The sequence below is a fragment of the Desulfobulbus alkaliphilus genome (assembly GCF_016918545.1).
Taxonomy (GTDB): Bacteria; Desulfobacterota; Desulfobulbia; order Desulfobulbales; family Desulfobulbaceae; genus Desulfobulbus; species Desulfobulbus alkaliphilus.
On the sequence record NZ_JAFFQC010000031.1, the window covers coordinates 1 to 12,863 of the forward strand.

The 12,863-nt window shown below is 55.6% G+C and carries 10 protein-coding genes; 8 read left to right on the forward strand and 2 right to left on the reverse strand.

Annotated features, from left to right (window positions below; translation table 11 throughout):
* Positions 1 to 225 precede the first annotated feature (225 nt).
* Together JWG43_RS14145 and JWG43_RS14150 are read right to left on the reverse strand one after the other, a co-directional pair.
* Positions 226 to 1,491 carry an MlaE family ABC transporter permease gene (locus tag JWG43_RS14145; RefSeq protein WP_205243598.1) on the reverse strand — a complete coding sequence of 422 codons (1,266 nt, stop codon included), beginning with the start codon at positions 1,489 to 1,491 and terminating at the stop codon, positions 226 to 228.
* 318 nt (positions 1,492 to 1,809) lie between these two features.
* Entirely contained in the window at positions 1,810 to 1,968 is a 159-nt protein-coding gene (locus JWG43_RS14150; RefSeq protein WP_205243599.1) for a rubredoxin, read from the reverse strand.
* Between the two features lie 583 nt (positions 1,969 to 2,551).
* Between JWG43_RS14150 and rplU the strand changes: the two genes are divergently transcribed.
* The 8 genes from rplU to JWG43_RS14190 all read left to right on the forward strand — a co-directional run bounded on the left by rplU (position 2,552) and on the right by JWG43_RS14190 (position 12,798).
* A complete protein-coding gene (gene rplU / locus JWG43_RS14155; RefSeq protein WP_205243600.1) occupies positions 2,552 to 2,863 on the forward strand; it encodes a 50S ribosomal protein L21 in 312 nt (103 codons plus the stop codon).
* A gap of 30 nt (positions 2,864 to 2,893) precedes the next feature.
* The gene (gene rpmA, locus JWG43_RS14160; protein ID WP_205243601.1) at positions 2,894 to 3,151 is read left to right on the forward strand and encodes a 50S ribosomal protein L27; all 258 of its coding nucleotides are present in this window, start codon (positions 2,894 to 2,896) and stop codon (positions 3,149 to 3,151) included.
* Between the two features lie 102 nt (positions 3,152 to 3,253).
* Entirely contained in the window at positions 3,254 to 4,279 is a 1,026-nt protein-coding gene (gene obgE / locus JWG43_RS14165; RefSeq protein ID WP_205243629.1) for a GTPase ObgE, read from the forward strand.
* Complete coding sequence (gene proB, locus JWG43_RS14170; protein WP_205243602.1) at positions 4,263 to 5,453, forward strand: glutamate 5-kinase; 1,191 nt, start codon at positions 4,263 to 4,265, stop codon at positions 5,451 to 5,453. The genes obgE and proB overlap by 17 nt, the downstream gene beginning before the upstream one ends.
* Before the next feature lie 385 nt (positions 5,454 to 5,838).
* Entirely contained in the window at positions 5,839 to 7,104 is a 1,266-nt protein-coding gene (locus JWG43_RS14175; RefSeq protein WP_205243603.1) for a glutamate-5-semialdehyde dehydrogenase, read from the forward strand.
* 3 nt (positions 7,105 to 7,107) lie between these two features.
* Positions 7,108 to 7,785: a nicotinate (nicotinamide) nucleotide adenylyltransferase gene (nadD, locus tag JWG43_RS14180; protein ID WP_205243604.1), complete on the forward strand. Its 678-nt coding sequence runs from the start codon at positions 7,108 to 7,110 to the stop codon at positions 7,783 to 7,785.
* A complete protein-coding gene (locus JWG43_RS14185; RefSeq protein WP_205243605.1) occupies positions 7,782 to 11,096 on the forward strand; it encodes a UvrD-helicase domain-containing protein in 3,315 nt (1,104 codons plus the stop codon). Before nadD ends, JWG43_RS14185 begins: the two co-directional genes overlap by 4 nt.
* Before the next feature lies 1 nt (position 11,097).
* Positions 11,098 to 12,798 (forward strand): ATP-binding protein, encoded by a 1,701-nt coding sequence (locus tag JWG43_RS14190; protein ID WP_205243606.1) that lies wholly within the window; start codon positions 11,098 to 11,100, stop codon positions 12,796 to 12,798.
* Positions 12,799 to 12,863 lie beyond the last annotated feature (65 nt).

Sequence of the window (12,863 nt, forward strand, 5' to 3'; positions counted from 1 at the left end):
GCCGGACGGATAACTCCGCCCTGAAAACAAGATTTTCGCCGGTTTTTCCGGTGAAAACAAGAGCACCGAGCATGAATCCTTTTTTTATGGAAGAAATCAGGCCGGGCTTAAACGAAATGGACGAAAAATAAAACGCTACCCCTTCAAAGCGGGAGCAGCTGACTTCCACCTGGTAACGGGGAGCGGAAAATCGGGGTCCGGGATAGGCAACAACATTATCGGTGGCTAGGAGTTTTGTGAGATTGCAATAAGGCCAGGATCGCTGCAATGGAATTGCACTTCTGTCTTAGGGTAAAAATCAAGATCAATATAGAGTGTACCAAGGAGCAGACTGCCGAGCCTGAGTTGTGCCCGCAACCCCTGGTCGATCAGCTGCTGTATTCGTGTGGCGGCATCTTCTGCCGACGAGGGCGTCGACTCGCTGAGGGACGGAGCGGGATGCTGTTCGATATCCACCGCCAGGGCAGAGCGGCCGCACTGCATGCCACGGAGGCAACCGGCAAAAGCGATCAATACTCCAAACACCGAACTCTTCAGCAGGCCATGACCGAAATGATGCAGTTCGATGGCGCTTCGGGTCTGATGTATGTACTCGATCAGCGCCAGGTCGAGCATGGTGATGCCGATAATCGAGCCGCCAAGGATACCCATCAGGTTAGCGAAAACGCAAAGCAGGGGCAGCATGAGCATCAGGGCCAGCATGCGGGGCAGGACCAGAAAACCCACGGGTGAGATACCCATGGTCCGCAGGGCATCAATCTCCTCGTTGACCTGCATGGTGCCCAGTTGAGCTGCATAGGCGGCCCCGATTCTCCCGGCGATGATAACACCGCTCATCAGGGCACCCATTTCCATGACCATCCCCAGTCCGACCAGGTTGGCGACATAAATCTGGGCACCGAACATCTGCAATTGAACCGCACCGACAAAGGCAAGGATAACACCCACCAGCACGGCAATGAGAGAAACAATGGGCAGGGATTCGATACCGCAGTTCTGGACAAAATAGAAGAAATCCCGAGGGCGGAAAGGCGGCTTGCCTCTGAGGAGCAGCAGCAGCTGCTGGACAATTTCACCGGTAAATGCGGCCACTTCCCTGATAAGGGCTACCAGATCGATAACAAAGCGACCGATGCCGGTCACCAGCGAATCCTGCCGAACCTGTTCATAGGTCACTTTTTCCGGCACCACCGCGGCCAGGGTCAGCAGTCGTTGCACACCCTGAGGCAGGCCACTTAATTCCACGCTGATCCCACGTTTTCGGGCCGCGTCGATAACGTATTTCAGGAACACCGGCAGCCCTGTGTCCCAGTCGGTGAGGTGGACCGTGACAAAAGTAAGTCGTTGCACGGACTCGTCCATGGCGGAGAGCAAAGGCGCCGAAGGCGTCAAGCCGGTTTTCAGGGTCCAGGCACCAGCAAGGCTGACTGCCAGATGACCTGGCTGGGTCTGCTGAAAGGAGAGAAGAGGGGAGGGTTGGTCTGGCGGCATGATTTTTCAGCGCGGATGGTGCAGTGATGTGCGTGGGGTGTTTGCGCCACCTGAACAGGCCTGCTCTGCATGTCTGGGGCAGGGGGCTTGTGGTCCGGGAGATCGCAGAGCGACATGGTTTGTGTTCCGAGAGCCGGAGGGAGCCGGTATCAGGTCACAACAACTGTGATGGTAGAATAAAGATGGTTTTTGTACAAGAAAAAAGGGAGAGAGCTAAGATCATGCAGAGCAGCGTTCAAGGTGCTGCTGTCGGGAAGCAGGTGGTGTCGGCGCGAACCGCAGGCCGCCTTCACTTCCAGGCGGCCTGCGGAGTGAAAATCAGTCGACGGGATAAAAATATTCCTTTTCCGCGCCGCACTTGGGGCAGACCCAGTTATCGGGAAGATCGGCGAAAGCTGTTCCCGGCGGGACATTGTTCTCGTAATCACCTTCGGCGGGGTCATAGATATACCCGCAGGGGCATTCCATCTTCTGCATGTCGGTTTCTCCTTGTTAAAGCGGGTTGGTTGGTCTTGGTACACGTCATCCTGGTTCCAGCAGCATGCGAAAAGTCTGCTGTTCGCTTCGCAAAAGAAGCAAGAAGTAATGATCGGACAAATTATCGTTTTTTTTTGCTCAGGACAAGGAAAAGCTCTGTAAATGATAAAGATTCTCTTTCGCACAAACCTGGATCCCTGCGCGTTGGTCCGTGCGTCTGCTTTATTTTTTCGGACCGTTCGGTGAAAGGGCACTGTATCGGCCGGGTACAGCCAATGGAGATGTCGTGTGGACGGATGCCCCGAAGGGCGGCTGGTGAAGGGTAGTATCAAGGATTCCGCTGCAATTACAATATGATTACTTTACTGATAGATAAAAACCAGGGTCCAGCCGACACGGATTCAGGACAAGTTGTACCTGGCGAGTATGGCGACCCACGGGGATATTCTGGTTTTTTCAGGAACAGGGCCAGTGAAGCTAAGAAAAATCTTGACAGTATTCGGTCAAATGAAGTTAAATTATGAATTCTGTAGCAGATTATTTCGTTGAATATATTCACTTGAGGATAGAGAGGAGGAGTCGCATGTATGCAATAGTTCGAACCGGCGGCAAACAATATCAGGTTGAGGCCGGCGACACACTTCGCGTTGAAAAACTTCTGGGCGAAGTCGGCGACACGGTGGAGTTGGCGGATGTTCTCCTCGTGGTGGACGGCGAAAGCGTCACAATCGGTCAGCCTAAAGTCGATGGCGCCAAGGTGGTCGCCAAAATCGTCGAGCAGGGTCGACATAAGAAAATCATCGTTTTCAAGAAAAAACGACGTAAGGGATATCAGGTGAAAAAAGGGCATCGCCAGATGTACACTGCCTTGAACATCGAGACGATCTCAGCATAAACGGCTAACTGAATTACCGGAGAAAAAAGCATGGCACATAAAAAAGCAGGCGGCAGTTCGCGTAACGGTCGCGACAGCGCGGGACAAAGGCGCGGAGTGAAACGTTTCGGCGGCCAGGTGGTTCGAGCCGGCAATATTCTGGTGCGTCAACTGGGTACTGTTATTCATCCCGGCACCAATGTCGGATGCGGTCGGGATTACACCCTGTTTGCGAAAATTGACGGCACGGTTCAGTATGAATCGTTTGGACGCAACAAAAAACGAGTCTCCGTGTATCCCGCCGAATAGGCTTTACTCCTTCGGAGGCGCTGTCAGCTGGCACAGGTACAAACCCGGCATCAATAGATGCCGGGTTTTTTCATCTCTGACGCCTCATTTATTCACCTGCTCATGGGATTTATCGACGAAGCGAAATTTTATGTCAAAGCCGGAGACGGCGGTAAGGGCTGCGTCAGTTTCCGCCGGGAAAAATTCGTGCCCAAGGGTGGTCCGAATGGTGGTGATGGCGGTAAAGGAGGAGACGTTTACCTGGTTGCCGATCGCAATCTGCACTCATTGATCGATTTTCGCTTCCGGTCCCATTTCAAGGCCGAATCAGGCCAGGGCGGGCAGGGAAGTGACAAACATGGCCGCAGCGGGAAAGATTGCATCATTCGGGTGCCGCTTGGCTCCGTGATCAGAGATGCGGAAACCGGTACGGTTCTGGTTGACCTGGTCAATCCGGAGCAGAGCTATCGGATCGCAGCAGGCGGCAAGGGCGGCCTGGGAAATGCCCGCTTCGCCACCTCCACGAATCGTGCCCCGCGTAAAGCCACTCCCGGCCGCCCCGGAGAGGAACTCTGGCTGATCATCGAATTGAAATTGCTGGCTGATGTCGGTTTGATCGGCCTGCCTAACGCCGGTAAATCGACGCTGCTCTCCAAACTGTCAGCAGCCAACCCCAAGATTGCCTCCTATCCTTTCACTACTCTCGAACCGCAGTTGGGCGTCCTCCATTTTCCCTTTACTGATGCCTGTATTATCGCCGATATTCCCGGACTGATCGAGGGGGCCCATCAGGGGGTCGGCCTTGGCCATCAGTTTCTTCGTCACATTGAACGGACCTCCATCCTCCTTCATCTGATTGACGCCGCCAACCCCGGCGAGCAGCCGCTATTGGACTATCGGATTCTTGCCGACGAACTCGCCGCCTACAATGAGGAACTGCTGAACCGTACCCACCTCATCGTGCTGACCAAAATCGACCTGATCGATGACCGGCAACTGACCCAGGTCAAGGAGCTGTTTGCCACATCCGGCCTGAAGGTGCTGGCAATTTCGGCTGAAACCGGTACCGGCCTGCCGGAACTTCGTGATATGCTCGGCTCCCTGCTGGAGGCGCAGCGAAGGGAGGAACCCCATGACCTTCCAGGTTAGCAGAGAAGAGGGGCTCTATTACCGCCAGACCCTGTTCAACAATGCCAGAAGGGTCATCCTCAAGGTTGGCAGCGCTGTCCTCACCGACGAAAACGGACTGGTTCCCGAGATCATCGGCCACATTGCCCGACAGATTTCCTTTCTGCAGTCAACCGGCCGCGAGGTGATTCTGGTCAGCTCTGGAGCGGTTGCCGCCGGCCGACGCCGATTGGGAGTGATCAAAACACCGCATGAGGAATTGAAAGTCAAGCAGGCGCTGGCCGCCACCGGTCAGGGACTGCTCATGCAGGCCTATGAACAGGCCTTCGCCGATTTCCGCCAACCGGTCGCGCAGATTTTACTCACGCATGCGGATCTTTCCCATCGCGAACGGTATCTCAACGTGCGTAACACCATTCACGCCCTGTTCGATTTTGGCGTGGTCCCGATCATCAATGAAAACGACACGGTTTCAGTTGAAGAACTGCGCTTTTCCGATAATGATACTTTAGGTGCCCTTATCACCAACATGATCGGCGCGGATATGTATATTATCCTCACCGATGTGGATTGCCTCTATACCGGACATCCCCTGAAAGACGCCACAGCCCGGCCGGTGTACACGGTGGCCGCCATCAATGAGGAAATCGAGAGGATGGCCGGTCATTCCACCAGTCTGCTCGGCACTGGCGGTATGATGGCTAAGATCCAGGCAGCGAAAATGGTTGCGGCCTGCGGCGGATCTTCCTTCATCGGCCCCGGGCGGCATCCCCAGATCCTCCAGGCCTTGTTCAGCGGCGAGTTAATCGGCACCTTCTTCCTTCCAGGCAACGGCAGGGTCAACCGGCGTAAGCACTGGATCGCCTATGTTCTCAAGCCGCAGGGGTTTCTGGTGATAGATGATGGCGCCCGCCGCGCTTTGGTCGACCTGGGGAGAAGTCTGCTGCCCTCGGGTATCGTCGAGGTTCGGGGGGGCTTTGCCGTCGGTGCGCCAGTGCACTGCCTCGACCGGGACGGAACGGTGGTCGCTGCTGGTCTGAGCAATTACGCCGCTGCCGACATAGAACAGATCAAAGGAAAAAAAACCGGGGAAATAGCCGGGATTCTCGGCTGTAAGGACAGTGATGAGGTCATCCATCGTGATAACCTGGTGATCATGAACCGGAAAGAGCAACCGGGGTCGATCCTGATATGAGATTTTTTTGTTCCCTGAATGCGTGACGGCTGAACTGTTGTTTGGAATATATCTTGCTGTCATCAGATTAAAATTGCAGCAGAATCCTTGAAAATACCCTTCACCAGCCGCCCTACGGATCCAGGTGTTCTGAATAGGGGCGCAGGGGCGGATGGTACCGCGGGCAGAGAGGTACTCCTGCGAGGATTGTATTGCCCGTGCGCAACAGAGAGTCAGGGGAGAGAGAGCCGTTTTCTGAAGGGGCATGAGTTGAAGAGCCGCTCAACAGTCCGGGGGATTACGTCCGAAGAGCCGCATATTCTTCAGGATTAGCTTCGATCATTTTTTTAAAAACGTTCGCTCTTCAGCGGCGAAGGGCATCGCACAGTAGAGGAGAATTGAAGCAATGGAGCGAGAGCAGATAGAGGCTGCGGTTCTGGAGATGGTGCACAAGGCAAAGGCTGCGGCCAGAGTTATCGCAGCTATGCCGGCAGCCCTGAAAAATCAGATCCTGATCGATATCGGCGAAGACCTCAAGGCCAGGCAGCACTTCATCAGGGCCGAAAACGATCTCGACAGGGTTGCGGCTGAACAGAAAGGCCTTTCCACCGCTATGCTCAATCGGCTGGAAATAACCGAGCAGGGTATAACTGACATGGTGCAGGGGCTGCGGGAAGTAGCGGCCCTTGAGGATCCGGTGGGTGAAATCAGCGAAATGCGCCGCAGGCCCAGCGGCATCACCGTTGGTCGCATGCGGGTGCCGCTGGGAGTCATCCTGATGATTTATGAATCTCGTCCCAATGTCACCATCGACTCGGCGGCCCTGTGTCTCAAGGCCGGCAATGCTGTCATTCTCCGCGGCGGTTCCGAAGCCCTTCACTCCAATCTGGCCCTGGCCGGAATCATCCAGGAGGTCCTGACCAAGCACGGGGTTGATCCCGCGGTGGTCCAGGTCCTTGGGTTCACCGATCGTGAGGGAATAGATTTCCTGCTTCAGCAGGAGGAATATATCGATCTGGTTATTCCCCGGGGCGGCGAAGGCCTGATCCGGGCTGTGACCGAGAAATCCCGCATCCCGGTTTTGAAACACTACAAAGGGGTCTGTCACGCCTTTATCGACGAAGATGCTGATCTGGATATGGCGATGCGCATTGTCGTCAATGGCAAAGTGCAACGTCCCGGTGTCTGCAATGCCCTGGAAGGGCTGTTGGTCCATAAAAAAACTGCAGATTCTTTTCTCCCCGAAGCAACCCAGGCCTTGAAAAAAGAAGGTGTCCGTCTCCTGGGTTGCAGCCGTAGCTGTCAACTCAGCAACTTGATTGAGCCGGCGGCAGAGAGTGATTGGGGAACGGAATTCCTCGATCTGATACTGGTGGTCAAGGTGGTGGCCGATATGGATGAAGCCATGGCCTATATCGACCGGTACGGATCCCGCCACACCGAAACCATTGTCACCCGTTCCTACGAGCGCAGCCAGCGGTTTCTGCGCGAGGTCGATGCTTCCGCGGTCATGGTCAACGCCTCCACCCGCTTCAATGACGGTGGCCAGTTCGGCCTGGGCGCCGAGATCGGTATTTCCACCACCAAACTCCACGCCTACGGTCCGATGGGCCTCAAGGAGTTGACCACTCGAAAGTTCATCGTCTTCGGGGCTGGAGAAGTGCGTGGTTGACCCGTGACCGTCAGCGAAGGACAGTATCGCATCGGCCTGTTCGGAGGGACTTTCGATCCCGTGCATAAGGGGCACCTCCTCCTTGCCCGCCTTGTTCTGGATCGTTGCCGGCTCAATACGCTGCTTTTCATTCCGGCGCCGCAGCCGCCGCATAAACGGCAACCCCTTGTGTCCTTTGGCCATCGGGCCGCCATGCTTACAGCGGCCTTGGCCGATTGGCCGGAGCGGCATGGAATGGAGCTATCACTGATTGAAGCAAGCCTGCCGGCGCCTTCCTACACCATCAACACCGTGGAAGCCCTGCGTCAGCAATATGGTCCCCAGCGTTTTCTACTGGTCATCGGTGCCGATTCACTGCTGGATTTACCCCAGTGGCACCGTGCTCCGGAACTTCTCAATTTGATCAGCCTGATAGTTGTCCAGCGCGATGCCATCGAAAGGGAAGCCATAGAGAAAACACTCCGTACCCTGGACCCTCATTGTGCCTGGAATGAGGAATTGCAACTCTGGCAAGGGACGGGGGAATATGCTGTCGAATTTCTTGCCGATGTCGAGTTGCCGGTCTCGTCCTCAGCCATCAGAGAAGATCTGTTGCAGGGCAGATCGCCGGACATGCTGCCCGCAGCTGTTCTGGCTTATATCAAGCGGCACCATCTCTACGGCTGGTTGTCCCAAGCATGAAGTATTATGCCGATCTCCATATTCATTCCCATTTTTCCCGGGCGACGAGCAAATCCAGTCACCTGTTTGGACTGGCTGCCTGGGCTGCGGTCAAGGGTATCCAGGTGGTGGGGACCGGCGATTTTACCCACCCGGGATGGTTCGCCCACCTCCACGAGTGCCTTGAACCCGCCGAACCCGGTTTTTTCCGCCTGAAAAAAGACTCCGGACGTGATTATCAACAGTTTCTGCCGCCGGAAACAGGGCTCGCCGTTCCCCCTGAGTCCACCCGTTTTGTGCTCAGTGCCGAGGTAAGCTCCATTTACAAACGCGGCGGTCAGGTCCGCAAGGTCCACAACCTGCTTTATGCTCCGGATTTCGAATCGGTCCGCCGGATCAACAGGATTCTGGCGACCATCGGCAATATCGCCTCCGATGGCCGACCCATCCTGGGACTCGATTCCCGTGATCTGCTCGAGATTCTTCTTGAGCAGGCCCCGGAAGGTTTTCTGGTTCCGGCGCATGTCTGGACACCCTGGTTTTCCCTGTTCGGCTCCAAATCGGGGTTTGACCGAATTGAAGAGTGCTTTGCTGATCTCAGTGACCATGTTTTTGCCCTGGAAACCGGTCTTTCTTCAGATCCGGAAATGAACCGTTTCATTTCCAGTCTGGATCGTTTCACCTTGATGTCCAATTCTGATTGCCATTCGCCGGCCAAATTGGGCAGGGAAGCCAATGTGTTCACCACCGGCTTTGATTATTTTTCTCTCCGCCAGGCACTGCGGCATCCTGTCGGTGCTGATGGTCAACAGGCCTTTGCCGCCACCATCGAATTTTATCCGGAAGAGGGGAAATACCACGGCGACGGTCATCGCAAGTGTGGTGTCTATCTTGAGCCGGCTGAAACCCGCAGCCTGAACAGCCTCTGTCCGCGGTGCGGCAAACCTCTGACCATCGGGGTTCTCCACCGGGTGATGGAATTGGCGGATCGTCATCAGCCCCTTTATCCACCAGGCAGTCCTGATGTGCACAGTCTCATCCCTCTCCAGGAATTGATTGGCGAACTGCTTGACTGTGGTCCGGCCACGAAAAGGGCGACGCAAGGGTATTCACGCCTTATCAACACCTTCGGATCCGAAGTGCAACTGCTTCTCGACATCCCCATCGATGAGATCAAGGGTAAAGGATATCCACTGGTGGCTGAAGCCGTGGAACGGGTGCGCACCAACCGGGTCATCCGTCAACCCGGCTATGACGGTGAGTTCGGCGTGATCAAGGTGTTTTCCGAGGGCGAACGAGCCGAGCTCAGCGGTCAGAAGCATCTATTCGGGCCGACAGTTGGCAAGCGATCGCTGCAAAAGAGGACCAGGCGGGATATGGATCCTGTTTCGCCCGGGAAAAAGACATCCTCCGGTTCGGTGGCTGCAAAGGGATTGAATGATGAGCAGCTGCGGGCGGTGGAGAGCACTGCTGCCCGGATTGTTGTCCAGGCTGGACCCGGTACGGGTAAAACCCACACCCTGGTCAATCGGGCGCAGCGGACGGCTCTGCAGTCCTCCCTGCCCTGCACGGTCATCACCTTTACCAACAAGGCTGCAGCGGAGGCCCGAGAGCGTATCCAGGCTGTGCCTGCCGTCAGCGGAACAGAAATACTGGTGGCCACTTTTCACAGCTACTGCCTGCGGCAGCTGCGCCGAATACATCCTCAAGTACGGGTGGTTATGCCGGAGGAGCGGGCCATCATCCTGGAGGAACTGTTTCCGGATGAGACCGGTCCAGGCCTGCGCGAACTGGCTGAAGCGATATCCCGGACCCTCGGTCAGTCCGGCTGTACTGCCATCGATGGTCCAATACGCCGATATCATCAGGCGCTGGAAGAGCGGACCTTGATCGACATCGATGCAGTGGTGCCCCGCACGGTGGAACTTCTGCGGCAGGGGGGAGCGCCGGCAGCCGCCATTCGATCCGCCACCGGGCATCTCTTTATCGACGAATTGCAGGATGTCAATCAGGCCCAGTACGACCTGGTCGCCCTGCTTACGGCCACATCCACCGTCTTTGCCATCGGCGATCCTGATCAGGCCATTTACGGATTCCGCGGCGCGGATCCGCAGCGTTTTCAAGCCTTTGTCGACGAATTTGCCGCCGAGTATCACCAGCTGGTCGTCAACTACCGCAGTGGTGCCACCCTGATCAAAGCCGCTGAACACCTCATTGACCACAATCCCCACCCGTTGCCCAAATCGGCCATGCAGCCTCGCAATACGCATTCCGGTGCCTTGCATGTCCAATCCTGTGACCATCCTGAAGACGAAGCCGCCTTCGTTGCTGATCAGATTGAGCTGCAACTGGGAGGAACCTCGCATCGTGGTCTGTACCGGTTCGATCATACCGGAAGCGATGTTGTTTCATTCCGTGATATCGGCGTACTCTACAGAACGTCCCGGCAGGCAGAGGTCATCGGCAATGTGCTCACCAAGCGAGGGATCCCATTTCAGCTGGTCGATCTCGACGCGTATTATACCAAAGGCGAGTGCCGGTACCTCTACTGCTGGATGCTGCTGTTGGCCGGCCAGGCCACGGTCGATGACCTTCTCTTCCTTTTCGGATGGGAAAGGGGTGTTGGCAGGCAGACATTGCGGCGTATACGGAGGACTCTGCTTGCTTCCCGGTCTGCCGAAACCCTTGATGGTGCCGATCTGGCGAGGATTCTCGAGGAGAAAAGCTCTGCCCACGTTCTGCAGAGATTCAGCGCACTCCATGCGGAGATGAGGGTCATTCAGATTGACGGTCAGAGTGTGGAAACACTCCTGGTCCCACTGATCAGATACTATGGGTTGAATGCACAGCAGATCGAAATACAGCGTTTCGTGCAGATGGCACTGACTTTTGGCTCCTCGGTGGCCTCTTTTGCCACCCATCTCCGGGGATTCAGTGATGGCGTAGTGTATGATCAACGGGCCGAAGCGGTGACCCTGTCCACGCTTCATGCCGCCAAGGGACTGGAGTTTCCGGTGGTCTTCATTGTCGGTCTCGAAGAGGGTCTCCTGCCGCTGGCGCTGTGGTCCTCTGGAGATGATGACCCGGTGCGCAAGGCCGCCCATCTGGAAGAAGAGCGCCGGTTGCTGTATGTCGGCATGACCCGTGCCATTGCCACCCTCTACCTGACCTGGTGCCGGATGCGCACTGATCGGCAGGTCAATGGAAGCGAGGGTCTGTCTTCACGTTTTCTGGATGAACTGCCCCAATCCTTTTTCTCCCCCTCTCCCACCTTCCAGGCGATGAACCCCAAGGGGAGGCCTTTCCGTCGACAACTTTCTCTTTTTTCCTGACATGAAATCCAATAGCCAACTTCAGACCAGGATCAACGAACTGGAAGCCGAAGTGCGACGACTCAGCCGGGAAAACAGTACGCTGCGCCGTAATGCCAGGCAGGCCGACTCCGCCAATCGAGCCAAGTCCGAATTTCTCGCCATGATCAGCCATGAAATTCGTACACCGATGAATGGAGTTATCGGTATTACCGAACTGCTCCTGGATACCGAGCTGCAACCGCGGCAGAAACATTTTGCCCAGTTGATTCGCACTTCCGCGGTCAGCCTGCTGACACTGATCAATAATCTGCTTGATTTCAGCAAGATCGAAGCCGATAAAATGGCCTTGGACATCGAACCGTTTGACCTGCGGGACCTGATCGGGCAGTTGATATCCCTCCACATGGTGACTGGCAGGCGCAAAGATCTGCAGGTTGTCGCAGAAGTCGATCCAAACCTGGCTCAGTGGTATCTGGGCGACGCGTACCGATTACGCCAGATTCTGGTCAACCTGCTGGGGAATGCGGTTAAATTTACCGAACAGGGCACAGTGCTCTTGCGGATTACCCGAGAACAGAGGGATGCAACGGGTGATTTGCTCAGGTTCGAGGTGCATGATTCCGGGGTTGGCATAGCTGAGGAAGACATCAGTAAGCTTTTTCAGCCTTTTTCTCAGGTCGACAGTTCCTCGACCCGTCGCTACGGCGGCAGCGGCCTGGGGCTGTCGATCTCTGCCAAACTGGTTGAATTGATGGGCGGGGAAATCGGTGTCCATTCTGAGTTGAACAAAGGGGCGACCTTCTGGTTCATTCTGCACCTGCAACAGCTTCGGCCGGAAGTACATTCCGGCACCGCTCCCATGTCCCGGACACCGGAACCTCCGCGGGTCGCGGATTTTGAAGAGATCGCCCGTTCAGATATCACCAACGAGCCGCAGGCAAATGCACGCAAGGTGCTGATTGTCGATGATGAAAAAACCAATCGCATTGTCATGGCGGAAACCTTCCGCAAAGCCAAGGTCACCATTGCCCTGGCCCGCAACGGTCTGGAGGCCGTTGAAGCCTGCCGCAAGGACGATTTTGATCTTATTTTCATGGATTGTCGGATGCCGGTAACCGACGGTTTTATCGCTACCAGAACCATTCTCGCAGAAGCTGCCGCTGCGTCACGAAACCTGCCGGTTATTATCGCCCTCACAGCCGATTCCACCGCCGGTGCCAGGAAACGCTGCCTTGATGCTGGTATGGTCGATTATCTGGTCAAACCCCTTGACTTCAGAAAATTACACGAGGTTTTGAATCATTGGATGCCGGAACTCGAGGTTTTTCTCATCCCCGGCGCTCCTTACTCTGTAGCAACCAGCAGCGAGGGCGAAGAAAGACCGGTGCATGCAGTCATCAACACGGCGGTGCTCTCCAGGTTGCGTGAACATGTCGGCAACATTTCTCCGGTGGCAGGTGTCTTTCTCCGTTCCCTGGAGCGGCGTCTGGCTGAGTTTGAACAGGCCATCAGTCAAAAGGATCCGCAGGCGATCAACAAGGTGGCTCACACCATGAAAGGCAGCAGCAGTCAGTTCGGCGCGGAAGAACTGGCTCATTTGTGCCTGTTGGCCGAAAACATGGGGAAAAGCGGCAACATCCAGCAGATTGAACGTATTCATGCGCAGATTGTCCGGGCGGTGGAAGAGGTGAAACGTTTTTTCAGCGAACAACTTGATTAATCTGCAGATTTTCATACAATGAGAGTTGAGATGACACGGATGGGCACGGTTGATGGTCGTTGATG

Bases quoted from the DNA above. Each gene is read 5' to 3' on its own strand.
- JWG43_RS14145 (WP_205243598.1), bottom strand. From the start codon at position 1,491: ATGCCGCCAGACCAACCCTCCCCTCTTCTCTCCTTTCAGCAGACCCAG.
- JWG43_RS14150 (WP_205243599.1), bottom strand. From the start codon at position 1,968: ATGCAGAAGATGGAATGCCCCTGCGGGTATATCTATGACCCCGCCGAA.
- rplU (WP_205243600.1), top strand. From the start codon at position 2,552: ATGTATGCAATAGTTCGAACCGGCGGCAAACAATATCAGGTTGAGGCC.
- rpmA (WP_205243601.1), top strand. From the start codon at position 2,894: ATGGCACATAAAAAAGCAGGCGGCAGTTCGCGTAACGGTCGCGACAGC.
- obgE (WP_205243629.1), top strand. From the start codon at position 3,254: ATGGGATTTATCGACGAAGCGAAATTTTATGTCAAAGCCGGAGACGGC.
- proB (WP_205243602.1), top strand. From the start codon at position 4,263: ATGACCTTCCAGGTTAGCAGAGAAGAGGGGCTCTATTACCGCCAGACC.
- JWG43_RS14175 (WP_205243603.1), top strand. From the start codon at position 5,839: ATGGAGCGAGAGCAGATAGAGGCTGCGGTTCTGGAGATGGTGCACAAG.
- JWG43_RS14185 (WP_205243605.1), top strand. From the start codon at position 7,782: ATGAAGTATTATGCCGATCTCCATATTCATTCCCATTTTTCCCGGGCG.
- JWG43_RS14190 (WP_205243606.1), top strand. From the start codon at position 11,098: ATGAAATCCAATAGCCAACTTCAGACCAGGATCAACGAACTGGAAGCC.